A 24,512-nucleotide genomic window follows, 5' to 3' on the forward strand; every position below is an offset into this window, starting at 1 on the left:
TTTTTCCTATCGAATAACCCATAACGTAAACAAATGCCTTAGAATCTATAGCATTGTGTAAATTCTGTCATAATTATACAATAACACAAGCGAGCGTTGTGGTCGAAAACTATGGAAATGACCATGATTTCATCACAAAAGCCTGGCTTTCCTCCAAAAATAAAGTGTACCCTTTGTAAAGGACATTTTAAAAAAAGCTAGGCAACTTGAAGAAGATGATGTCTGTATTGTGCAGGCGTCATCTTTTTTAAGTTCCATTGACCACGATAATGGTTATAGTAGGTCATATAACTCTTTATTTCTAGTTTTACATGTTCTAATGTTTCACACGATTTTAAGTCGGTTTCATCTTTAAAATGCCCAAAAAACGATTCCTGTGGGGCATTATCCCAACAGTTTCCACGCCTTGACATAGACTGACTTAATCCCATTTTCTTCACAAGCTTTTGGAATTGGGGGCTAGTATAATGGACTGCTTGATCTGAATGGATGTATGCACCCTTAGCTAATTTTCTACCATTCCTCTTTAATTTCTTGACCGTATTTAGAGCGATAGCTAATGTTATTTTGTCAGACACTTCATATGCTAGAATTTCATTGGTTTCGGCGTCTTTAATGGTAGATAAATAAGCGTTTCCCTTTTCCATAACTTAAATATGTAATGTCTGTTAATAATACCTTCCCAACAACACCTTGCTTAAATTCACGATTCAATAGGTTCGGTAATGTTCTGTGTTCTTTTGTTGCTTTTGCCATTCTTCGATAAGGATTCGCTTTTCGAATTGGACAAACAATATCAAACTTTTTCATAATACGGCGAATTCGTTTTAGGTTATATGTAATTTGAAACTGATTTTCTAAAGTCATTTTAATTTGACGTGCGCCTTTCTTCCGGCGGCGGAAATGAAATGCCTTTAAAATAACTTCTTTCATCTCTTCATCTTCTTGATGACGTGTTTGTCTTTTTGTCTCTGCTTCTTCTGAAAATAACGATAATATCCTGAACGAGAGACCCCTACTAACTCGCAAAGATAACGTACCATTCGTTTTAATTTATATTTTTTGATGACAGTGTGGATCAGTTGAAATTTCTGTTCTGCCCTTAGTTCTTCTTTTCTTCACCAGCATCCTTTCTGCTAAATCGATCTTTTTTAATAATTCATTTTCTGCACGTAATAATGCATTTTGTGCCTCTAATCTAGCAAACTTTTCTTCAAAACTTAATTCGCGTTCAAGTGGTCGTCCTGAATAGTATTTACGTGCATCCTCAAGTCCAGCCACACCGTTTTCTTTATAAGCTTTGCGCCATCTTTTTAATGACGAGCTCGCACGTTCAATGCCAACAATCTCAATATCAAATCCGGATTCCTCAAATATTTCTCTTGGACTTTTCCCGTTTTCATACTCTTTAATGGCCACTGATTTAAATTCATCAGTATATGTAATTCCTTTTTCACTAACAGTCTTCACATAAGGATTTTTCTTAAGTAATTTTTGTTCATCAATAGTCACTAGTGTCGCATTAAAATAATTAATCGCACCCTTATAAATTGAATTTTCTGTAACTTACCAATTGCATAAAAAAAGCCTTTATAATGGTTTGGTGGTAGTAACCTATCCAAATCCAAAATAAAGGATATAAGCATGGATAAGTTTACACGAAAAACATCATTTGAACAATGGTTTTCACCTATTTCTACTGACTTATTTGAAGAACTAGTGAAAACTTCCATTTATACAAAAGGGTGATAATTGAAATTAAACCAAAAAATTACACTACAAAATGAATAAACAATGTAAGCCCCCATTCAAACAACGCATATAAACACGCAGCACCTCCTGGTACGATACATGTATCAATCAAAGGAGGTGTTCGTATGCAACATAAAAAGTATTCACTGTATAAAAATGGAGTATACTTACATGATTTTGATACTATGACTAAATGCTCCAAATGGTTAGAGAATATTATAGGAGGCTCTTTGTATCAGGGCTTGAGCAGGATTAGAGATGGAAAATGGATACCTGATGAAAGGTCACAGCTATTTGGATATGAGGTTAAAACTAATGACACTGAGGAGAGCTAATTAGGCTCTCCTTTTTCTGTAATAGGATGCTTTTCTAAAACTGACTCAGCTTATCCCTTAAATGAATAATTACATAGTAAAATGTAAAAGATATATTTGTTAAAAATAACTAAGGAGATGATACAAATGGCATTAATACCTTATGATCCATTTAGACAATTAACTAACATTAGGAGAGATTTTGACAGATTATTCAATGATTTCCCTTTTCATTTAGACAATGAAATGAATCAATTGGGGAATATAAGAGTGGATGTTCATGAAACAGATAAAGAGGTAGTTGCAACTTGTGACATTCCAGGCTTACAGAGTAAAGAAGATGTAAACATTGATATTGAAAATAATGTATTGAGAATTAGTGGCTCAATTAACAGAACTAATGAGATTAAAGAAGAGAATATGCATAGGAGAGAAAGATACACAGGTAGCTTTCAAAGAGCTATTACACTACCAACTCCTGTTTCTGAGGAAGGTATAAAGGCTTCTTATAAGAATGGTGTACTAGAAGTTATCATGCCTAAACAAACTCAAACAAATAAAAAGAGAATTGATGTGGATTTCCATTAAAAATGAGCAGTTTGCTACCTGTTATGAAAGAGTTTGGCAGGGATTACTTGCAGGAAATTGCTGAGGAACAACCTGACCTAGTTGATTTGCTAATTTTAAGCTGCCATTTACCTCAGGGAAAGAAAAAAATTATTTTAAATGAGCTGACTAATAATATTAAAAATTCCTACCAGAGGCTGGGACATAACTAGCTTCGAATAGTAAGAAGGTGAATTTGAGCATGCTCAAATTCACCTTTCTCTCTTTTCGCCTGTGAAAATCTTCTATTACCTTAGTTGTTGGTCGTGAATTTTCTTAAATTCACGGCCATTAACGCGAGGCCCATTTCGTTTTCTACCTTCGGTTTTCCCCGTACAGAAAATCGAGTGAAACGCAAATTAGCCTTCAAGGATTCAAAAACTGGTTCCACATCGGTTTTACGTTTTCGATAGATGGCACTCGTTTTCTCTTCTGAAAGCTTCGCTGTTACATATTCTTTTTGCTGTTCCCATTTTTCATTCACCATTAGTTTCCGATTGTTGCCTTCCTTTGCTTTTGTACATGATGAACGGAATGGGCAACCCGAACAGTCTTCGCACTCGTAGATTTTGAATTTCCGTTGGAAGCCTGTTTGGTCATTACGAACAGAATGATAACGAAATTCAAGACGTTTCTGATTAGGGCATGTATATGTTGTATTTTGCAAGATAAAAATGCAGAGAATTGCAATGAAAAATACAGAGTGTTGCCACCCAATATTTTTACTGTTTTCTCGACAACGCATTGGCTAAACGGAAGCTCTGTCCCGTATAAGAAATAATATGGGCATGGTGAATCAAACGATCCACCAGAGCTGCCGTTAAACGTGAATCTGAAAAAATACGATTCCACTGACTAAATTCTAAATTTGACGTGATAATCAAACTCTTCTGTTCGTAAAATTCAGAAATGATTTGAAAAAGTAACTCCGCTCCTTCTTTACCAAATGGAAGATAACCCATTTCATCCAATATCATTAAATCAATTTTCTCTAATTTATTTCGAAATTGCTTTAATTTCCCCACATGTAAAGCCTGTTCCAATTCTTCTACTAAATGCGAAACTCGATAAAAACGTACTTCAAAACCTTGCTCACAAGCTTTTCTACCCAGTGCTGAAGCTAAATGTGTTTTACCAGTTCCAGGCGCCCCTACTAGAATTACATTCTCTTTTCTTCGAATAAAATCGAGCTGCACTAGTTCTTCTTTCGATAGATGACTAGGTAAACAAATATCTTTGTGCCATTCGTAGCCCTCTAATGTTTTCGTATCGATAAATCGGGCATTCTTTAAGTTTCTTGCGATCCTTGCTTGTTCCCGACCATCTTGTTCTTTTAATAAAAGTTGGTAAATATATTCTTCAGGTGTTGTAAATGGAACATCATGTATTGCTTCAGCGATATGAGCTAACCGCAATTGCTTACACAATTGTAAAATGGCATTATTCATGACTTGAAGCCTCCATTCCTTTAGGAGATAGCGCATCATAATCAGTCCATTTTACACCGTAAGGATGTTCTTGATCATCGCTATTTTTTCCAATAAGTTCATAAAAATTCTGGTCAATTTCTTTCATATCATGAGTCACTAAAAGAGTGAGTAATTCATTTAGACGCTGTTTCCTTAATGCCAAGGATGGAACTGTTAAATACTCCTTTATACGAGTCGGTAAATAAGGGGTATAACGTGAATGCCCAATAACACGAGGCTTTTTTAACCAATCTTTTAAAATATCTTTCCATGGAATGAAACGTCGTTTCTTCATATAAGGTCTTGCATCTGATAATAAAATTTCTCCCTCATTTGTAATCACTTTGAATGAATCCCAATACGTAATGCAATATAACTGCACATAGTTACGCGCTCTAGGCACATGAATAAAATGCTTGTCTAACTTAAACTCATTATACTTATTAAACTTAATCGGAAACTGCTTAAATACTGGATACGGATCTTCTGGTAATTTTATTAATTGCTTTTGCTCTTGCTGCCATAAATCCTCAATGAGTTCTTCTTTTTCATAATGTGGTCGGTCACGATCTTCCTTCAGTTGTTGCTTTAATTGTTCCGTTAAATCTTCAAAGTCTTTTATGACTGGTGGTAAGCTAAAGAAGTTATATCGTACATAGCCTACTTTATTTTCCACATTTCCTTTTTCATTACCTCTGGATGGATTGCACACTTGCACTTTAAAGCCATAATAGTTTTGGAAATGGCGAAATGCTTCTGTTAATTCAGCTTCTGTATCACCTTTGCGTACTTTTTTGACCGCAGGTGTTAAATTGTCAATTCGAATACTAATTGGCACTCCACCAGCTTGCTTAAACAGCTCTTGTAACCCACCTAGGAAACACTCCAAATTTTCTCCAGGCATCGGTATCGCAAAACCAGTATTACTAGCTGGGAACGTCATAACTAAAACATGAACATCGACAATCTCTCCGTCTTGAACAGCCTCCATTACGCCAAAATCTAGTTGCGCTTCACCTTCTGGATGTTGTAATCGCTCATGCCCTTTACTTACTTCATCATCTTCTGTCGCACGCCATTCTTGAATAAAGTTACAGACCGTTCGATACGATCCTTTAAACCCCATCCTTTTTAAATCCGCAACTATTTTTTTATTTGTTCGACGTAGTTTTTTCTTTAGTTTGAGATCTTCTTCAAGCCAGTCTATAACGATTTCTCCCCATTTTTCTTCGTACATCATCCCTTTTTTAATATGCTTTTTTTCTTGAGGTAACTGATTGCCATCACCATACTTTTTGGCGGTACGCCAATTTACATTCATAGTTTCTGCAATTTTAGAAATAGACAATCCTTTTTCATTTCTTAAAGTTTTGATACAATTAATTTCAGACATTGCTAGCATCCTTTCAAACCTCCACTGGTAAAATTCGACACTTTAACAGTAGAGTGACTTGGGGTGGCTGGCAAGTCTATTTTTTTGCACTAAAAAAGTGCTAGACTCTGTACAAATTCGTTGCACTAGTCTGCACTTTTATTATGCAATACACAGTTCCCCCATTTACTAAAACTTCCAATGCATAGTGTTCTAAATCCGTTGTCAAATAATAAGTATTTTGCTTTTCAACATCATTCTATTTCTCATTAAAATTAATAGTTACCGTATTCTCTTGAGTTGTAAAATCAAATTCTACATCTTCACTTGAATGAAAAATTATATATGATCCTTTTTCTCCATCATTGATTAATTGAAGCTCTAAATTAGGATCAATTATAGCCCACACATTATTAGGTACATTTTCAACTTCACTCATACTCACTGTTGATAAATTACATGCCGATAATATAGAAATTACAAAAAATACAGAGAGAAAGAATTTCTTCAATACATCCCCTCCTTTGACCTTCTTCTGTAATACCCATTATTAATTCCTCGACAATCTGGCTCTATTTCTGAAAAAGACAACAATTCCTCTTCAAGAATTGCAGCCTGATTGTGGAAGAACGAAAATTACACTTACTAAGTTTTTCTCCTTATTAAAATCGCAACCGTTTGTTTAAGTGTATTTCTCACAAATATCTTTCTATTCAGTTCATTCTACTTTAAATTTCATGGGTTATTTCTTTTAAAAATTGTTTCCTCTTCTCATCTGTTGTTAAATGAATCCATTTAGTGTGTTCATTTTTAATTCCCAGGTCAGCTAGAGTTCGGTTAATGAAGACTCCCTGAATAGCATTTCCTCCTTCAGATTCAATATAATTTTTATCCGTTGTAGAAGTTGAAATGACAGTTGTTTTTTCTATATTCGTCAATAAACCTTTCAGAGTATTTGTTTTTTTATCCTCTTGGAAAGCGAAGCCACTCAGCATCACTTTATCAATAAATCCTTTTAAAATAGCCGGTAAGTCCCACCACCAGACAGGAAATATAAAAATCAACTCAGTTGCCTGGCTTAATTTTTTTTGATATTCCTTCACTAATTTGTAGGGTGTTTCTCCTCTATTAAATTGCGCCAATTCTTCAGCTGTAAATACGGGATTAAACCCATCTTTATAAAGATCAATCACTTGAACTTTTTCTCCCTTAGCTTCTAAGTCTTTCGTGATAGAGGTTAAGATTGCATGATTATAGCTTCCTTCCCATGGATGTGCATAGACAATTGTTTTCATTATTAATCACCCTTCTCCCTTATTTGCATCATATTTTAATGTACATTGATTTTATTGTATGCTATAACATTCTACTAGTACGGTAATTTAAGTGAGATACTAACCTAAAGGAGAGTGCCAAATGGAAAAAGAATCTTATGTATTAAATGGTAATTTGAAGGATACTGGTTTTGGATATACTTTGTCATTAATTGGTGGGAAATACAAAATGACAATTTTATATGCTTTATATTTAAACAATAAGCCTATTCACTATAACCAATTGAAACGGATGCTTGGCAATATTTCTTTTAAAACATTAACCAATACACTAAAGGAACTTAAGGGTGATAAATTAATTAATCGAAAAGAATATCCTCAAGTACCTCCAAAAGTAGAATATAGTTTATCGGAAAAGGGTTTATCACTGATTCCTGTATTAGATGCAATTTGCTATTGGGGAGAAGGTCAATTGGATAAAAGAAAAGAAGTCACGTTAAAAGTGGACAATAACTAAAGAAGGCTGCCTGGGCAGCAGCCTCGATATACATACATATCAACCTCTATGGTTGGATCTGTTAAATAGCAGAATCATTTATTTCTCCATTAAAGTCAGACCAAGCATTCCATTCAATTCCATAAGATTAGCAGTAAAAATAAAAATTAGTGAATAAAAAGCCGACATCAAACAAATAAAAGTTGCTTTTATAATAGGCGATTTTAACAATCTTATTTCCTCTCACTCCTTTTAAAATCAAAAAGTTCTTCAATGGACATATTAAAAAATATTGCCAAATCATAAGCCAACCAAATTGATGGGTAAAATTTGTCATTTTCTATTGCATTTATGGCTTACCGTGAAACATTTACTTTCTCTCCTAATTGTCCTTGTGTTAATCCATGTTTTTCTCGAAGATCTTTTACTCTATTTTTCAATATTATTTCACCTTATCTTGTCAGGTTTACCTTACACTGGGAGTATCAAACTCCAAATATTTCTGTCAAGTAAACCTTACATTTTTTATAAGAAACCATTTCATAGTACCCCTTAGCTGCTTTATGAATATCATCAACACCTTGTAAATCAAGTTCTCTAAGTGCTTCTATTACTTCTGAACCTTCTTTAATATTTCCATATAAGGTGATACATTTTCATAGATGCGAAAGAATCTTGTAGTGCAGTAACTTTATATCCCTCAAGTATCTCAATTGTTTCCTTTTTAATTTTTCTTTCAGTAGAACTAAATCAGTTAGAATAGTATTTGTTACTGTTTTCGAAGCTTTTAAACAACTACTCTAGGTTAAAGTTGTCTAATCCTTCTTTATTTAAATGAAACGTATGTTTTATTATCCTCTTTGTTATTCCACTATAAAACCGCATTTAAAAATGCCAAATGCAGTGTGTTTTCATTTACGAAATACACTGCTTATGTACTAGTTATTTGTTTTTGCCCCCTATTATTGAATAAAGATCAGCCTCTATTAGCTGGTTTTGCGGAATAACAGCTAAAGATGATATTTCAACTAAACTAAATCGTCAGTACAATTTGTTCAACAAAAAAGCGAAAATCCTTTTTGGATAAACGCCCGATAATAACCTTTTCAATTAATCGATACAGAGTTCAATGTGTCAGGAAACATACTTTATATCACACTGTATTCACATGTATGAACATTTTTAAGTATAACCTTGCCTTAAATAAAATGGTTCTTTGTCAAATAACGTTGGTGAAGGATATTAATCGATTATTACCATGCTCTTAACTAGCCTTAGGCTGTTTGGGAGCGTGGTTGTTTTTGTTCTGTTGTTTTGAGTTTGAAGTGTAAAATAATTCGCTTTTTGTAATTCATAAAATTTCTATATCCATAAGCTACACGATTTAATACTTTAATTTTATTGTTAATCCCTTCAATTTTGCCGTTGTTATAAGGATAATTAAAGCTGTTATGTATATACGGAAGATGCTCTTTCAACGTTTTTATACTAGTCTTCATATAGCTAGAGATTAAAGGATGAACAGGATTTATTAAACAAGATTCTAACATTTTAAAGTCCTTCTCTTCCATTGCTTTCAAAAGGGCTTGATAAAGCTCATAATTCGCTTTTAGCACTGGATCATACGCTAAAATCTCTTCAACGATGCTTGTTTCAAGACGTTGTCCGAATAGCGAATAATATTTGTATTCAACGCTAGAGAGAGCCGATTTCCTTTTGAGAATTAGCTTCCAGTAACGCTTCAATCGACGGTACTTTTTCATGTCTTCGTTATCTGAAGTTCTTAGTTGATTCATCACACTGATTCGGCACTTATTCATAGATCGATTGATTAATTGAACTAAGTGAAATCGGTCAATAATTATTTTCGCTTTTGGAAACAGCTCTTTAATGACGCTTACATAACCTGCATTCATATCAATCGTTACCGTTTCCACATTTCGTCGGTCATTTAGGCTGTAATTCACAATGAAATGATTTTTAATTGCGAAGTTATCGCGACGATTAAGAATGTCCAAGATATCACCATTCAACACATTGATATATTCAAAAGCCATTGCCCCTTTTGCGTATTTAAATTCGTCAAAAGAAAGATGCTTCGGAAGCTTAGTATGATGGGGTTTAAGATGCACTGCAACTTCATTAATGACTCGTTGAACCGTTGTAGGTGAAATCGAACAATCTTTAGCGATCGATTTTAAGGATTGAGCTTCTGCAGATTTAATCATTACTTGAACTTTAACATTCTTAGAAATATAACAATTACGTTCAACGATTGGTGTTTTGGCAGTAAAGCTAGTGTTGCATTCTGTACACATAAAGCGTTGCTTTCTTAGTAGTAAATAGGTTGGACTTACCCCGGTAAGAGGTAAAGTAATTCGCGATAATTGAGTTCCGTTCTTAAAAACTGTAAAATTTTTGTTTTCAATACCACACTTTACGCAATGAGTAGGGTTGTAGGTTAATGTTCCAGTGATGTATTTACAAGCTTTTCCTTTAAAAGTCCCTTGTTTTACACAATCTTCATCGAATGTAATATTCAAGTCTTGAATATCAATCAAGGATTTAATACTATTAGAATATGACAAGTGAATTCCCTCCTGAATGATGGTTTTGGTCGACTTTAATTCTACAGGGAACCTCACTTGTTTTCTATTATTAAAATAAAAGAAAATAACGCTAGTGAAATTCCATCACCTTCTCCAACTTTCGGGAGAAGGTGATTTTCATTCACCAACGTTATAAATTGTACAGCCAATAAAATTAAGTATATCCTTGCCAAACCGGCAAAAATATACTTAAAGTCACACTCAGTGAAACTCAATGGTTTCATATGTATGGAGACGGCGGGGCTTTACCCCGTCGTCGAGAAACGTTATTATATCAAGGGTTTATAGCCATCCAAAACATTTTGACCATACTTTTGACCATAAACGGTAATTCACGGGGACAAATTAATAATTAACTAATTGCGCAGTTCCTATAAAGCATACTTTACTTACCTCTTCCATAGTCGAGGTGAAAACTAACCTTATTTTTCCTCCCACTCTCATACATCTCTCATATTGACGATAACTCGTCTTATGTAAGTTTGCATCTTCAATTTGGAACTCTATCATGGTCTTACTACTGGATATTTTAATATATCTTTTTCTTGAGATTAGAATCGGAAATGTTTCATTCGGATTATTACAATCGTAAAACTTTTCTTCCGCATTCATTTTCATTCGCCTACACTGATTGACCTCAAATAAATCACCTACAAATTTTTCAATAGCATCAATTGTATGATCCATTTTAAATTCAAACGTCGGATTATGCCCGTCGTAAAATAACACATCAAATTTTACTAACATAAATTATTCTCCTTGTTTTTAGACAAACAAAAAAAGCGCCATTGACAATAGTCTAAACAAAAGTGCTATTTTCGCACGACTCTTCATTAGCAGACTTGAATTCAATGAGTTATTTTGCTGGCAAAACAAAAAGCACTATTGTTTATAGTCTGTGCAAAAGAGTTTTTTTTTTTGCAAGACTATACAATAGCACTTGAATTGAATGAATTTATATTGTTGCGGTTAAGCAAGATTATCATACTAATTTCTTAATATTTTTGCAAGTCGCTGTGAATATTTTGAAAGCATTTATCTATAATATAGCATCAAATTTTAAAGGAGATGCAAATATGAATAAAGACAAGTTCCTTACTCTTGATTGCAAACAGCGCGTTGAATTCGTGAATGACTTGTTAAAAAATAAAGGCTATGATTTGCACCAAGTTGCAGATTTTATCTCTGTTAACTACTCTACGTTTACGAAAATTATGCAAGAGGGCGACTACGTTTATATAAAACGTGAAAATCAATACTACAAATTTGTACGCAATGAAAATGTTATTTCAGAAATTGATAATTCTGCGGACGACTTAACAGCATTTCTCACTGAAAATATAGACGTCCTTAAAAAGATTATTGAGAAGCAAAAAGCCAACGATGACTTCACAATTGATAAGAAAATATTCGCTTCTAAACTTTCAACTAAGACGTTCCGTATGCCAGAGGAATTATATCAGCAATTCGTCCTTACTTGTGAAAAAGAATTCCCGCATTTGAAAATACAAGACATCATTGCACAACTTTTATTAAACTTTAGCAATAATTATTCAAATGATTAGAAGTAGTTTAGCGAACTAAACTACTTCTTTGTCATTTCTTAAATGTTTTGGAAGCATAAAATCAATCTCTTGATCTGAGAAAGTTAGTTCTTCCTTTACTTTTAATGCGTCTTGAGCTTTTTTATATGCTTTAGCAGATGTTATTGGCGCATTACTATATATTTCTGACGTCCTTAACTGTAATTCATCGCGCGCATTTCTAATTTCTTCAATGCTCATAGAATCCATATCCGCAATTAAAGAAATATAGTCCTCACGTATAACCCATAATGTTTGCGCTACATTTCTATGTTTTTTCGAATTACCATCGAAGTCAAATTCCCGCATGATTGTTGTAACTACCAATAACAATAAAGATATAAATGTACCGATCCAAGTTGTTATTTTACCATCACCCAATAACACAATTAAAAATGCGCCAGCTACCAAAGTAGATAATATTAATTGAATCGTTTTATATCGTGTTTCTTTCTTTTCTAATAATACCGCGCTTATATCATGTGTTTTTTGAGTATATGCAACACGCCCGTAACATTCTCTAATTTGACTCATTAGTTTATTTCGTTGCTCCACTTCAGCTTGGGAATTTTGTTCCAAAAAGCTCCCTCCATTCCCTTTTAGAAGAATATTCATTACCATTTGATTCATATTCAATTGCTTTTAAAGCTAAATTTTTAGCTTGTTTAGCTTTGTAAGAGAAATTATGATTGGCTTCTATTCTTCTGTTACTGCCAGGTACATACCAACATGTTTTATCAGATTGTTCTATTAAAAAATCGAAAAAGTCGCGAACCATCCAGTCATAGTACATATAAGATTTATCACTATATGACCAGTTTTGCATAAACCTATAACATAATGTATCAATCAGATAACCGCTCATTTGAACATTATGTTTATTTTTCCATGCTCTAATCATCCTACAAAGTCGCTTAAGATTTTTATTACTCCTTTTATTCAATTCATTAAAAGCTTTAATTTCCGCTTTGGGATTAGTCGTCTTCCAACTACCACCATTATTTGTATCTGGATATGTGTAACTTTCTTGATCTTTGTTTATAAAACAAGGTACGATTTCATATGAAATTCCATCAGTAAAATCAACCTTAACTACTTGTCCGTCTGCTCGTTTATATGATGGATACGTATTTCCAATTGATTCTTTCACCGCTTGTAATAAGGCAGATTGTCCATTGGAGCTATAATTATTATATTTTTCATAAGTCGAGTAAGGTAAACGAACTAATAAATCAATATCACTTGTATGAATATCTGTTCCCCGTCCATATGAACCTGAGTAAAAACTGTGATCTGTTTCTGAAGTAGTCTTCCAAAAATCCTTATTTAATTGCTTTGTAATACGCTTTGTTCTATAACTAATATTATTTACTGTTTCTTCACTCATTCTTAAATTTTTACAAAAAGTTTCAAAGTTACTTGCTACACCCATATATATTCCCCCTAAAAAAAGACAGTTCCCTCGCGTAATGCTAAGAAACTGTCGAAAGTTAAATATTCATGATGTGATTTCTAAGATGTTATAGTTCGCGCACAATTTCTTCATCTAATACTTTTTTACGCTTTTCCCAATCGGGCATCAGCACAAATAGCATATTGTAAAAGTTTTCACTGTGATTGTTGTATTTAAAGTGTATGAGTTCGTGCAGTATTACATAGTCGATGCAGAATCTTGGTGCTTTAATAAGCTCTGTATTAATGAGAATCGTATTGTTGTCTACTTGGGCGGAACCCCAGCGCGCTTTCATGACGCGAATTTCGAGTTTAGGCTTTTCAACACCGTACTTTTCCATTAATATGGACATCCGATTTAGCGATTCAGCAAACACTTTGTATGCCTTGTCCTTGTACCATGCATCCACAAGTTTCGCCTTTTTAGAGTGATTCGATGGATTTTGTACGTGTACATATATAAAACCTCTGAAATATTTGACGCATTCCTCTGCTGATTGTTCGACGCGCAGACGGTATTGTTTGCCTAAATATTTGAACGACTCACCGCTAACATACTCGCGCTCGCTCTGCTTCAGTGGAAGGACATCTTCAAACTGCTTTACGTTTTTTAAAATCCATGAACCTTTACTCTTCACAAAGTCATATATAAAACTTAAGGGTACTTTTTCGTTCGCTGACACTGCGATGCTCATGTCAGGCTTAATGTTTAAATTGACGTTTTTAACGTCCTTTCGTTCTATCCAAAAATCAATGGGCTGAGTGCCATAATGAATTTGGTGCTTTTCCATATTGCTCACTACCTTAATAGCGCTTAAGAGCCACTACCTTAATTTGTTCAATTAATTTGAGGATTACATCATCCTCTAAAACTACATTCTTCTCTTTCGAAAAATCATACAATAAATCGTCAATGTCTTGTTCAATACGGTTATGCACTTGCACATTATTATGCCAATCTACTTTCTTATGGCACTTAATAATAGTATCCATTTCTATTGATAGCTTCGCAAAGTCTTCATTACCATATGATACTTGTTCATCCTTCATCGTTAAAAGATCTTTTGTCACGCCGTAAAAGGCTTGTGCATGACCGTTGTCCTTAATGATTGCTGGATAATCTTCTTTCGGCTCTCCTTGACGGAATTCATTTAACAATTCATTCATTGAGTTTAAGTAATCTGCTTCCGTAATACGCTTTTCTTTATACTGGTCGATTACTTCCTGAATACGTTCAGAGAACTTCTTGTAGTAAGCAGGATTTTCATCCCACTTAGCGCTAACACTTTTCGTTAAACGTGTACGAATTGCGTCCGCCTTTGCGCGTTTCGAGCCAAGACGATCAAGCTCTTCCTTGAATCCTTTTTCATTTAAAATATCGACTGGATTTGTAATACGAATAATGTCTTCGGCTGAAATATATTGGTCCATTAGCTTTTGCATTTTCGCTTCATATTCCTTATGGTCGATAGAGTCTGAATAGCGCAACTTCACAGCTTTACGTAGCTCTTGGAAGAATTTCAAATCTTTCTTGTACTTAGATAGCTCTTCTTCCTGTAAAGAATTATATATACGCTCTGATTCCAATGCGATAGCAAGGTTACGCGCAAATTTACTCAACATATTATAAAAATCAGTGCGCAGTTCTTCATCTTCTAATAGTACCTCATATTCTTCTACATCTGATTTATTTCGAACTGATGCAAAGATGTCCCATAGTTGTGAATGATACTGACGAAGATCACCGATAGTTGTAATAACATCGTGAATCGCACCTTGAATGTCTTCGGGATCAAAATTCTCAAGTCCAGCACCTGAATACATTTGTAACGCTTCATCTAATTTTTCAAGTAAGCCACGGTAGTCGATGATAAGACCATAATCTTTCCCTTCATAAAGTCGGTTAACGCGGGCAATCGCTTGTAATAACGTATGCTCTTTCATTGGTTTATCAATGTAAAGAATCGAAGCACGTGGTGCGTCAAAGCCTGTTAGTAATTTATCTACGACGATTAATAAATCAATGTCATCACCGTAAATAAATTCTTCTTTAATCGCATCTTCATAAGCTTCTGGTGTTCCGTAGCGATCCATCATCTTCTTCCAAAAACGCTGTATTAAATCTTGTGAGTCTTCGTCAATCTCGTCATGCCCTTCTCGTTGGTCTGGAGGTGAAATAACAACAGCGCAATTTAAATCCCCAAACTCCTCAAAGAAATTCAAATAACGAATTGCTTCCATCTTACTATTTGTCGCAAGCATCGCCTTAAACTGTGAACCCTGCGTTTTATAGTTTCGATTGAAATGTTCATTAATGTCAAATGCAATCATACTAATACGTTGGTCTGAAGAAGCTATACGCTCAAAGTGCGCCCACTTTTTCATCACTTCTTCTTTTTGCGTATCATTTAAATGACGTGTAATCATGTTCAGGCGGTTATCAATTGCCGTTTTATTAACCGTTTGATCAACCATTTTCCCTTCATATAATAAAGGTACGATAGCTTTATCATTAACCGCATCAGCAATTGTATATTTATGAATCAGTTTACCGAACTTAATCATGGTACTCTTTTCTTTTTTCATTAAAGGCGTACCTGTAAAGCCAAGATACGATGCATTTGGAAATACCTTCTTCATTTTATTGTGAAGCTCACCATACTGTGTGCGGTGCGATTCGTCTACAAGAACAAAAATATCTCGTGAATCATTTACTTGTTGCTTTGCTTGCACTGTATCAAATTTATGCACTAAAGTTGTAACGATGTCGGTGTTCCCGTCATTTAACAATGCAATTAAATGATTACCCGAATTCGCACGACTTGCTTTTAAGCGCGTATGGTTAAACGTCTTATGAATTTGCTTATCTAATTCTACACGGTCTGTCACAACTACTACCTTTGGATTATAGCTTGATAACTCTGTTAATATATATCTTGCAAGCATCACCATCGTTAAACTTTTACCCGACCCCTGCGTATGCCAAATAACACCTGATTGGCGATTGCCGTTTTCATCACGTTGTTCCACTGTTTGTAAAATTTGTTTTATCGCAAAATATTGTTGATAACGAGTTACCTTCTTGACATCTTTGTCATATAAAGTGAAAAAAGCTGTGAGTTCCAGTAAACGTGCAGGATGGAACAATGAGATAATATTTTTGTCTTGCGTAGTTGGTAAGCGATTTATCACATTATTTTGTAACAACTGCTCTAACCAAGTTTGTTCTTCTTCTTTCCAAACAGACCAGAATTTTTTCGGTGTTCCACACGTTGCATATTGTGTTTCATTTTTGTTTGACGCCATCACAATTTGCACAAACTTGAATAACTGCGGAATATAATCATTCTTTTGATTACGTATCATTTGGCTAATACCTTGGCTCATTGAAATCGATGCTTTTTTACATTCAATCACCGCAAAAGGTATCCCGTTTACGAAAAGGACAATGTCTGGACGTGCAAGTTTCCCGTCCGCACGCTCAACAGAAAACTCTTCCACTACATGAAAGACGTTATTTTCGATATTATCCCAATCAATAAACTGTATAGTAAAAGATTTCTTTGAGCCGTCAGGAAGAAACTCTATATAGCTTCTTCCTAACATTATTGTTTCGTAAATCGCTTCATTCGCCTTTATAAGTCCATTTGTTAAAGGCTCATCTAAATCGCGTATTGCCTGTTGAATGTTGTTTTCAGTAAATGAATAGGATTCGGCTTTATATTCATAGCGATTAATTTTTCGTAGCTGGTCTTCCAGCACATCTCGAAGCAATACGTTATGAAGATTCCCACGCATTTGCTCTGCTTGCTCAGGCGAGATATAGATATACCCCAAACTTTGTAATACTTCCAACGCTGGCTGTTGGCTTATATTAATTTCATCATAAGGTTGCTCAGTGGACATATCGCCACCTCCAATCTATAAAAGTGCAGGAAGTGAAGCAAAGGTGCTATACCTTCACTCGTATTTTTCCTGTTAGAAGTTGTTGCATAAGGGCTTTTTTTTGTAATTTCAAGTTGTTAATTTCTTGAGTTAATAAATTTATTGTATTATCATAACTCGACAGTATCTCGGCTATTTTTTCTTGTTCTTCGATTTTTGGTATCGTTAGTTTAAATTGCAATAAATGAGGCACTTTTAGACTCGGTTGCACCGCGCCCATTAAGACCTTCTTAATTAAATTTAAATATATACTACTATTCATCCAATAATAAATGTAATCAGCATTATATTCATCTTTAATATTCAACGCTATTATATTTTGAGCTATACAACCTCGATTTTCATTCATAATTACTGTAGAACCTACACTACCAACTGTAGCAACTAAGATATCGCCTTTTTGCGGATGTCCATTCCTAAACCATGAATTATAGGTTTCTTCACTAACATATTTAGCTACTTTTTTATAATTAGGATTTTTATTATTTGATTCAAGTGCATTAACCTCAATTAATTCAAACCCTTCACTACTTAAAGGAGGTGTTTTCCCTCTATTATCGATCACCCTTGCTATTGCATCTTTTAGCTCTATTGACTTCCACTCCTCTTCATATCCATGAAGTCTTACTTCACCTGTCAACAGTCTTTGCATTAGCCCTTTTTTCTGCTTTTTTTTCTGATTAACCAGCTTTTCTTTTAGCTCAATAGCTCTGTCCCAAGTCAATAATATCGAGGCAATTTCATCTTGCTCACGCAAACTTGGAATCGAAAAAATCACTTCCGAGAGATAGCCCCAGTCAGCACGTGGCATTTTAGAACCTGCAGATTTATTAGCGTTTTGAAGAAACCTATTTGATTGTATTAAGTAAAATAAATAAGTGCTACTTATTTTTTCTTCATTACCTTTTAACACCCAGATTTCAGAAGAACAAACGCCTTCAAAGTCTGGTAAATAATACTTTTTTAAATACGGTCTTAATTTTCCAAATAGGACATTCCCTGGATTAAACTTATTTTTAACACTCTGTTGATTTAAACTATCTGTATACCCTAATAGTCTACCAGTACCACTTTCTAAATGTTCCAACTCTACACATTTAAAACTTTCTTTATCTTTTTTAGGATTATATTTTTCCTTAGATAAAGAAATAATTTCCTGAAGCTCGTACTTCTTCCAAGAATCCAATTTAATCTACCACCCTTTTATTTACCTCTATAAATTTGGAATAGTCATTATTCATTACTCTACTAATCGTTGCCAACTGAAGTTTTAATACTATTCAGTTTCACTTCGTATATACCTATGTTTAGCTTTTATAAGAGAGCTAACCAATTTCTCAACTGGATAATTAAAGCAGAGTTTTATCGTCTATTTAATAGCGTTCTAACTAAATATCACATACCTAATTCCTTCAAATACTTATCCATTTCAGCCTCAACAACTGCTAACTCTTTCTTAATTTTCACAATGTTTTGCTTTACTGCTTCCATATCCACAGGCGCTTCCTCTTCAAAAGTGTCAACATAACGAGGAATATTAAGATTAAAATCGTTCTCTTTGATTTCCTCTAAAGTTGCTATATACGAGTATTTTTCAGTTACTTCACGGCTATCATATGTCGTTACAATTTTTTGTAAGTCTTCTTCTCGTAGCTTGTTCTGATTTTTACCTTTTTCGTAGTTGCCTTCACCTGATGCATCAATAAACAGTACGTCTTTGCAAGTACGATTTTTCTTAAAAATAAGGATACATGCTGGAATACTTGTCCCGTAGAACAGACCTTCTGGTAAACCGATAACTGCGTCCAGTAAATTCATTTCGATAATTTGCTGACGAATTTTCCCTTCGCTTCCACCGCGGAATAAAACGCCATGTGGCAAAATCGTCGCCATTGTTCCGTTTTCAGCTAATGAATAAAGCATGTGCTGTACAAAGGCATAGTCACCTTTAGATGTTGGTGGTACACCCCATTCGAAACGGCGATGCGGATCTAAACTTGCTTCCATTTTAAATTTGCTATCTGAATTACTTTCACCCGCAAAGCCCATTGCCCATTTGTCTAATGAGAATGGCGGGTTTGCAACGATTTTCTGGAACTTCATTAACTTGCCATCTTCTAAATGAAGTGGGTTTGCTAACGTATCTCCCCACTCGATAGTAGCGTCATCAATTCCGTGTAAATACATATTCATAAGTGCTAATGAATGTGTCGCACCATTACGCTCTTGACCGTAAATCGCTACTTTATTATTTGGTACTTGTTTCGCAACGCGGATTAACAATGAACCTGAGCCACATGTTGGGTCATAAATACGGTCATTTTCCTGTGGCTTTACTAAACGAGCTAATAATTCAGATGCCATCGTTGGTGTGTAAAATTCTCCACCCTTTTTACCTGCATCAGAAGCAAACTGCTCAATCATATATTGGTATGCGTTACCGATAATATCTTCATTGCCGATTACTGAAGGCTTTAAATTTAATTTATTGATGTCTTCTAATAATGTACGTAACATTGCATTACGCTCTTTTGCTTTCCCTAAAATCGCTTCACTATTGAAGTCAATATTACGAAACACGCCTCGAAGCTTACCTGTATTTTCATTCTCAATACGTTCTAACACTTTGTTGATGATTTCTCCTACTTCGACATCATTACGTTTGCTGTAAAGATAATCAAATGTAGATTCATTATCTAATACAAATCGTTCACGCGTTAATGCACGTTGAATACGCTGTTCATCACCATTATAGCGCTCCGTATATTCTTCTAAATGCTCCTTATAAGAGTCACTTAAATATTTAATGAACAGCATTGTTAAAATGTAGTCCTTATAAATACTTGAGTCAATTTTTCCGCGGAATGTATCCGCGGCCTGAAATAAATTTCTGTTGATTTGATCTTGTGAAACTTTTTCTGCCATGTGAATTCCTCCTGTTATATTCCCTGAAGCACTTTATTTGTCTGCGCTTGGAATAGCTTTTCTTTTTCTTTTATCAAGCTTGTTAATAGCTGTTTTTCTTGTAAATGAAGCTTGTACAATTTAACAATATTTCGTTGCTTTTCAAGTTCAATTGGCTCAATTGGTATTGCTCTCAATGTTGCTTTATTTGTACTTGGAATTTTCGTTCCCGCTTGACCTTTTTCCAGCTCCTTCTTTACGAAAGCGGTATTCATATACCATGCTACATATTCAGGTGAAAAGTAATTAGACTGAACTTTTATTACCGCGAACGTTGAGGGAATTAATAGCCCTGACTTTGCTTCATCAATATAAACAGCCGAGTATGGATAATTCAAACGAAATAAAATATCACCTACTTGTGTGAAATGTTGCGGACTTAGAACATCATTACTTTGAAATTGCTCATACGGCTCATTTAATGAGTCAATATTTTTAAGTGTAAACATATTATACATTGCTTTTACTTCACTCAAATTCATCGCTTTTTTACGCGTAATTACCATACCTGCGCGTATATCTGCTACATCTCCTAATAACAAAAATCACACCTCCATTTCGTTAAATGAATCATTTAACACTTAAGTTAAATGCATCATATAACAAAATGGATTTGTTTGTAAACTTATTTTATGAAATATTTTTAAATTCGTTACAAAGGCAACGAAATCCCCCAACAAAAGCGTAGTTGAATATATGCAATTTTCTAATCGAACCACGATTATAATCGCGAATATAATACAAATTGAAATACATTCACGATAATAATTTAACTCAAAATATATTTAGCATTGTAATTATCATACTGTTTGCAAGCATAATCGCTAATAGAGATTCGATTATATTCGCGTATCAAACTCAAATAGAACTACAAATAGAATTTATTCATATTTCGCATACAGCTTGTTCAATGGATTTTCAAATTGCTTTGGCGCTTGAGGATAGTTTTTGGCGATCAAGATAGGGTTAATTCCCAAACCTTTCAAAAAATTTAAAGCTTTTTTATAGCGATATTTTGAGTATGTTCGTTTAGTTGTAGATAAACTTTTATAAGCCGTCTTCTTTAGGAATTCTTTTAGGAAAGTTTTATCAGAAGCATTTACGGGAGAATAGTGGATTAATTGTTCCGCAACGGAGTACTTGTAGTAATTGCCTGGGGGGTAAATACTTAAAAGATAGAGTCGTAGATATTCATAATATACGTTTTCTTTTAAATAGTTCTCTAATTGCATTGGTATTGGTTCTTTACATCGGTGACTTGCTTTGTAATAAAGATGACTGTATTGGAGTCGGACTTCAAAACGCACAACATTCTTTTCATATTCTTCGACCTTACATCCTTTTGCAATCCTTTCTGCTTCTTTATCGTAAGCGGTAGTGACTACTGACTGCGAGGAATGATAAATTGTCGTGACGAAGTCTTCAAACTCGCCTGAAGAATTAATTTTTCCAGTACATTTCTGTTGAGAACGATACTTTTCAACATGCTTCTTTATAAGATGGAAATACAATTCTCTTAGTTTTTTATCTTCGATTGTTACATCATAGCGATAATCGAGTCTTGCAAGTATATGGTCCTCATAATGAGTTGCGTGATTAAATAACAGCATTAAGCATTCCATGATATTTAGCTTTATTTCATTGTAATCAGTTTCGTTAATATTAGATTTTTGTAATAAGGCTACTGCATCGACAAACAATGATAAATACCATTTGCCGTGACCTTTCGTAATTTGAGGCGTTAAAGAGTAATTGAAGTGCTTTCCATAAATCAACTGAAACTGTTGGTTAATATTTTTGTAATTCACTCCAAGTTTAAGTTGTACTATCTCTACATCTTCTAAGCTAATTAAAAACTTCATTAAAAAAGTATGAATCATATGTGATCACTCCTAATTAATAGATATGTATACTTAAACAATTAGGTTTATGAAATATAGCATTACAATTAGGTTTAAGATGTATTATTTTTCCCAATTTAAATATATTTCTTCTTCACAAGAACGCAGGTGTGCAGACGCAGAAAAAGACGTTCAGTTAAACTTAACTGTCGGCACAGATTACTTATGTGGTTTTCAAAAAGTAGGTTATCAAATGTGAGAAATAATAGTTACAGAAGTTTTAATAAAACAAAATGAATAACAGAGGACGGATTATGGATAGTGGTACTTAAAATTTATCAATACTCATTATACATACAGAACAAAATTTGAAAAGTCCTTTTGATGTTGAACCCTGTTCTACTCAATAAAAAAGACCGAGAACAATTACGTTCTCGGCTGAAAATTAGCTCTCCCCTTCAATACACTCACGTAACTTCCCAATTCACTAAGTTCGCGCCACACGGAGTTACCCGTTCATTCAAATTCAACAATCCGCTCGATTATATTAATTATCTGCATTTTTTCCTCCTCAGTTAAAATCTTATTAGCAACTCTTAAAGGTGACTTAAACATTAAAGAGTGGAGATCATAAACCTCTTCCTGCTCTATCAAACTTTGTGCTAAAGTCATTACGAGATGTTCCAACTCCATGGCATGATGAAGCTTTTGAAGAGGACGAATTAGAAGAGCTAATATAAAGTGACGAAACTCGAATAGCTTCGATATACAATTAAAGGAGCTGGATGAGTCTGACTCCCTTTTATTTTTTTGTAAAAAGACTTGACAGTAGACAAACTCCTTTATAAAATACAATTAAAATTGAATATAGGCTACTTAATATATGGATTTTAGTTTTTATGTATTGATTTTTTTATTTTTTAACTGGTTTATTTAAACGTACATGTTTTTACTTAGAGTGCTATTTAGCAAATAACGGGTGTACTGTACCCATTTTAGGCTAACTGCGCATTTTAAGTATATATGTATTTTTAAATAAGCCTGTTTTTTATTATACCCAATTATCCTCCTGCTTACTAAAGCATTTACATATTTCGAAAGGAGGAACTATCAATGACATAACCTTAATCATAACGAAGATAATTTAATTTCACTTTACGATTAGGAGGTCATTTGTAATGGAACTAAATACACCTGAAATTCAATCCACCACACAGGCAATTATTCTAAATACGATTGCTGAGTTACTTGAAGAAATTGTAAACAATCAAAAAGAAGAGTCTAAAGAATGGATGTCTATCGAACAGGCATGCAAGTATCTCAATATTTCCTACAACACATTTAAAAAATTCCGCATTATGGGACTAAAAGTTGCTGAAATCGATGGCGTAAAACGCGTTGCGAAAAGTGAAATCGATCGCTTCCTTAATGAACACTCATTTTAATCCCACTCTTTAAAACCCTTTCCATTAGCAATCTGCTAATCAAAATTCCGATTACTCAAAACTAAAAAATAACTTACGGTGGCAAATTACGCTATTTTTTAGACAACTCGAAACCGTAATTTTATAATATAAGTGTTACTTTCATTAAGTAACTCTGGTTATATTCCCTTTGTAATTTGTCCCCGTAATTATAGGAGGAATACTAACTATGCCAAGAAAATCAAATCTCCCTATTTACCCTTATAAGAAAAATGGGAAAACATATTATTATATTAAACCTTACCTTGGAAGAGATCCTTTAACTGGAAAGCAACGATCTACAACTATAAGGGACTTTAAAACTAAAAAAGAAGCGGAAATTGCTTTAGCTCGAATTAAACTTGAAGTAAGTAAGGGTACGTATCAAAAGCGTTCCTATAAAACGTATCGTGAAGTATATGAAGCTTGGGTTGAAACTTATAAAAACAGTGTCGAAGAGAGCACGCTCAATAAAACTTTAAAATACTTCGAGCATCATATTTTACCCGAAATCGGTGACTACCGCATTGAAAAGTTAAATGTGGATATTTGTCAAAAGTTCGTCAATAAGCTTCATGAAAAATTAGTGAAGGCTCGTGCTGTAAAAGCATATGCTTCAAAGGTATTAGATTACGCCGTTATACGGAATCTGATTCATTCAAATCCATTTAAGTTAGTAGAGATGCCAAAAAAGCGTGCCCCTAAAAAGAGCGTGAATAGAGTGGAACGCAATTTCTATACGAAGGAAGAGCTGAATACTCTCCTCTCTATTATGAAAGAGGAAACTAATCGAAAAGCATACGTTGCAATTCATATTTTGGCTTTCACAGGGATGCGTAAAGGTGAATTATTAGCTCTCACTTGGGAGGATATTGATTTCGAGAAAAAGGAAATGACAATCAACAAGGCAATTGCACGCGGATTAGAAAACACTATGTATGAGAAATCAACGAAGACAGGTGTTAGCAGAACTATTAGCTTAGATGATGAAACGATTAATCTATTAAAAGAATGGCAAATTGATCTTAAAAAATCTTTAGGTCGCAGTTTCAAAAAGAAAAAGCAGTTAGTGATGCCGAATGAAGAAAACAATTATTTGCAACCAACTAAGACGCGCAAGTGGCTCAATTATGTAATCGAAAAATATAAACTTCCGCCACTTACAACTCACGGCCTCAGACACACTCATACTTCAATCTTAATCGAGTCAGGCGCAAATATGAAGCAAGTCCAACAACGCCTCGGTCATTCAGATATAAAAACGACGATGGACATATACACGCACTTAACTGCGCATGCCGAAAAAGAAACTGTTAATTTATTCACCAACTTCTTAAAATCGTGACCTTAAATTGACCATGTAATTGACCAT

22 protein-coding genes and 2 pseudogenes are annotated in these 24,512 nt (G+C 34.2%); 7 read left to right on the forward strand and 17 right to left on the reverse strand.

All coding sequences use genetic code 11. From position 1 onward, the window contains the following. Positions 1-197: 197 nt before the first annotated feature. A pseudogene (locus MKY04_RS17145) lies at positions 198-1,536 on the reverse strand (IS3 family transposase). A 341-nt stretch (positions 1,537-1,877) separates the two neighbouring features. On the opposite strand from MKY04_RS17145, the gene MKY04_RS17150 reads away from it, so the two are divergent. The 3 genes from MKY04_RS17150 to MKY04_RS17160 all read left to right on the forward strand — a co-directional run bounded on the left by MKY04_RS17150 (position 1,878) and on the right by MKY04_RS17160 (position 2,845). Then, entirely contained in the window at positions 1,878-2,087 is a 210-nt protein-coding gene (locus MKY04_RS17150; RefSeq protein WP_126294920.1) for a hypothetical protein, read from the forward strand. Between the two features lie 126 nt (positions 2,088-2,213). Beyond that, positions 2,214-2,654 (forward strand): Hsp20/alpha crystallin family protein, encoded by a 441-nt coding sequence (locus MKY04_RS17155; protein ID WP_126294921.1) that lies wholly within the window; start codon positions 2,214-2,216, stop codon positions 2,652-2,654. A gap of 2 nt (positions 2,655-2,656) precedes the next feature. Continuing rightward, positions 2,657-2,845 carry a hypothetical protein gene (locus MKY04_RS17160; RefSeq protein ID WP_126294922.1) on the forward strand — a complete coding sequence of 63 codons (189 nt, stop codon included), beginning with the start codon at positions 2,657-2,659 and terminating at the stop codon, positions 2,843-2,845. An 80-nt stretch (positions 2,846-2,925) separates the two neighbouring features. Here MKY04_RS17160 and MKY04_RS17165 read toward each other — a convergent pair. The 5 genes and pseudogenes from MKY04_RS17165 to MKY04_RS17185 all read right to left on the reverse strand — a co-directional run. Further along, positions 2,926-3,330, reverse strand: a pseudogene (locus MKY04_RS17165) (transposase); the annotation flags it as partial. A 64-nt stretch (positions 3,331-3,394) separates the two neighbouring features. Continuing rightward, positions 3,395-4,120, reverse strand: a complete 726-nt coding sequence (istB, locus tag MKY04_RS17170; RefSeq protein ID WP_036180664.1) for an IS21-like element helper ATPase IstB — start codon at positions 4,118-4,120, stop codon at positions 3,395-3,397. Further along, a complete protein-coding gene (istA, locus tag MKY04_RS17175; protein WP_346234451.1) occupies positions 4,113-5,543 on the reverse strand; it encodes an IS21 family transposase in 1,431 nt (476 codons plus the stop codon). Before istA ends, istB begins: the two co-directional genes overlap by 8 nt. Before the next feature lie 229 nt (positions 5,544-5,772). Beyond that, a complete protein-coding gene (locus MKY04_RS17180) occupies positions 5,773-6,024 on the reverse strand; it encodes a hypothetical protein (RefSeq protein ID WP_126296382.1) in 252 nt (83 codons plus the stop codon). A gap of 217 nt (positions 6,025-6,241) precedes the next feature. Then, entirely contained in the window at positions 6,242-6,808 is a 567-nt protein-coding gene (locus MKY04_RS17185; RefSeq protein ID WP_126296381.1) for an NAD(P)H-dependent oxidoreductase, read from the reverse strand. Positions 6,809-6,929: 121 nt separating this feature from the next. On the opposite strand from MKY04_RS17185, the gene MKY04_RS17190 reads away from it, so the two are divergent. Next, positions 6,930-7,304, forward strand: coding sequence for a winged helix-turn-helix transcriptional regulator (locus MKY04_RS17190; protein ID WP_126296380.1), 375 nt, complete (start codon positions 6,930-6,932; stop codon positions 7,302-7,304). Positions 7,305-7,639: 335 nt separating this feature from the next. On the opposite strand, the gene MKY04_RS22305 is transcribed toward MKY04_RS17190, so the two are convergent. The 3 genes from MKY04_RS22305 to MKY04_RS17200 all read right to left on the reverse strand — a co-directional run bounded on the left by MKY04_RS22305 (position 7,640) and on the right by MKY04_RS17200 (position 10,639). Beyond that, complete coding sequence (locus MKY04_RS22305; RefSeq protein ID WP_342774131.1) at positions 7,640-7,723, reverse strand: helix-turn-helix transcriptional regulator; 84 nt, start codon at positions 7,721-7,723, stop codon at positions 7,640-7,642. An 834-nt stretch (positions 7,724-8,557) separates the two neighbouring features. Then, a complete protein-coding gene (locus MKY04_RS17195) occupies positions 8,558-9,871 on the reverse strand; it encodes an ISL3 family transposase (RefSeq protein WP_346234635.1) in 1,314 nt (437 codons plus the stop codon). A 366-nt stretch (positions 9,872-10,237) separates the two neighbouring features. Continuing rightward, positions 10,238-10,639: a hypothetical protein gene (locus MKY04_RS17200; RefSeq protein WP_346234820.1), complete on the reverse strand. Its 402-nt coding sequence runs from the start codon at positions 10,637-10,639 to the stop codon at positions 10,238-10,240. Between the two features lie 329 nt (positions 10,640-10,968). Between MKY04_RS17200 and MKY04_RS17205 the strand changes: the two genes are divergently transcribed. Then, on the forward strand, positions 10,969-11,457 hold the full coding sequence (locus MKY04_RS17205; RefSeq protein WP_346234821.1) for a hypothetical protein: 489 nt from the start codon (positions 10,969-10,971) through the stop codon (positions 11,455-11,457). A gap of 15 nt (positions 11,458-11,472) precedes the next feature. Here MKY04_RS17205 and MKY04_RS17210 read toward each other — a convergent pair whose 3' ends face one another. The 8 genes from MKY04_RS17210 to MKY04_RS17245 form a co-directional block, all read right to left on the reverse strand. Further along, positions 11,473-12,054 carry an SLATT domain-containing protein gene (locus MKY04_RS17210; RefSeq protein WP_346234822.1) on the reverse strand — a complete coding sequence of 194 codons (582 nt, stop codon included), beginning with the start codon at positions 12,052-12,054 and terminating at the stop codon, positions 11,473-11,475. Further along, positions 12,032-12,907, reverse strand: coding sequence for an SMODS domain-containing nucleotidyltransferase (locus MKY04_RS17215; protein WP_346234823.1), 876 nt, complete (start codon positions 12,905-12,907; stop codon positions 12,032-12,034). The genes MKY04_RS17210 and MKY04_RS17215 overlap by 23 nt, the downstream gene beginning before the upstream one ends. Before the next feature lie 88 nt (positions 12,908-12,995). Then, positions 12,996-13,718: a SprT family zinc-dependent metalloprotease gene (locus MKY04_RS17220; RefSeq protein WP_346234824.1), complete on the reverse strand. Its 723-nt coding sequence runs from the start codon at positions 13,716-13,718 to the stop codon at positions 12,996-12,998. A 13-nt stretch (positions 13,719-13,731) separates the two neighbouring features. After that, a complete protein-coding gene (locus tag MKY04_RS17225; RefSeq protein ID WP_346234825.1) occupies positions 13,732-16,833 on the reverse strand; it encodes a type I restriction endonuclease subunit R in 3,102 nt (1,033 codons plus the stop codon). Positions 16,834-16,879: 46 nt separating this feature from the next. Beyond that, complete coding sequence (locus MKY04_RS17230) at positions 16,880-18,058, reverse strand: restriction endonuclease subunit S (RefSeq protein WP_346234826.1); 1,179 nt, start codon at positions 18,056-18,058, stop codon at positions 16,880-16,882. Positions 18,059-18,267: 209 nt separating this feature from the next. Beyond that, positions 18,268-19,797 carry a type I restriction-modification system subunit M gene (locus MKY04_RS17235; protein ID WP_346234827.1) on the reverse strand — a complete coding sequence of 510 codons (1,530 nt, stop codon included), beginning with the start codon at positions 19,795-19,797 and terminating at the stop codon, positions 18,268-18,270. Between the two features lie 14 nt (positions 19,798-19,811). Further along, positions 19,812-20,378 (reverse strand): restriction endonuclease subunit S, encoded by a 567-nt coding sequence (locus tag MKY04_RS17240; RefSeq protein WP_346234828.1) that lies wholly within the window; start codon positions 20,376-20,378, stop codon positions 19,812-19,814. 339 nt (positions 20,379-20,717) lie between these two features. Continuing rightward, on the reverse strand, positions 20,718-21,716 hold the full coding sequence (locus tag MKY04_RS17245; RefSeq protein ID WP_346234829.1) for a hypothetical protein: 999 nt from the start codon (positions 21,714-21,716) through the stop codon (positions 20,718-20,720). Between the two features lie 1,139 nt (positions 21,717-22,855). Between MKY04_RS17245 and MKY04_RS17250 the strand changes: the two genes are divergently transcribed. Beyond that, complete coding sequence (locus MKY04_RS17250) at positions 22,856-23,122, forward strand: helix-turn-helix domain-containing protein (protein WP_346234830.1); 267 nt, start codon at positions 22,856-22,858, stop codon at positions 23,120-23,122. Positions 23,123-23,330: 208 nt separating this feature from the next. Beyond that, positions 23,331-24,485, forward strand: a complete 1,155-nt coding sequence (locus tag MKY04_RS17255; RefSeq protein ID WP_346234831.1) for a site-specific integrase — start codon at positions 23,331-23,333, stop codon at positions 24,483-24,485. The last annotated feature ends 27 nt before the right edge of the window (positions 24,486-24,512 follow it).

Origin of the sequence: Lysinibacillus telephonicus (genome assembly GCF_039654155.1) — a bacterium.
GTDB classification, from domain to species: Bacteria; Bacillota; Bacilli; order Bacillales_A; family Planococcaceae; genus Ureibacillus; species Ureibacillus telephonicus.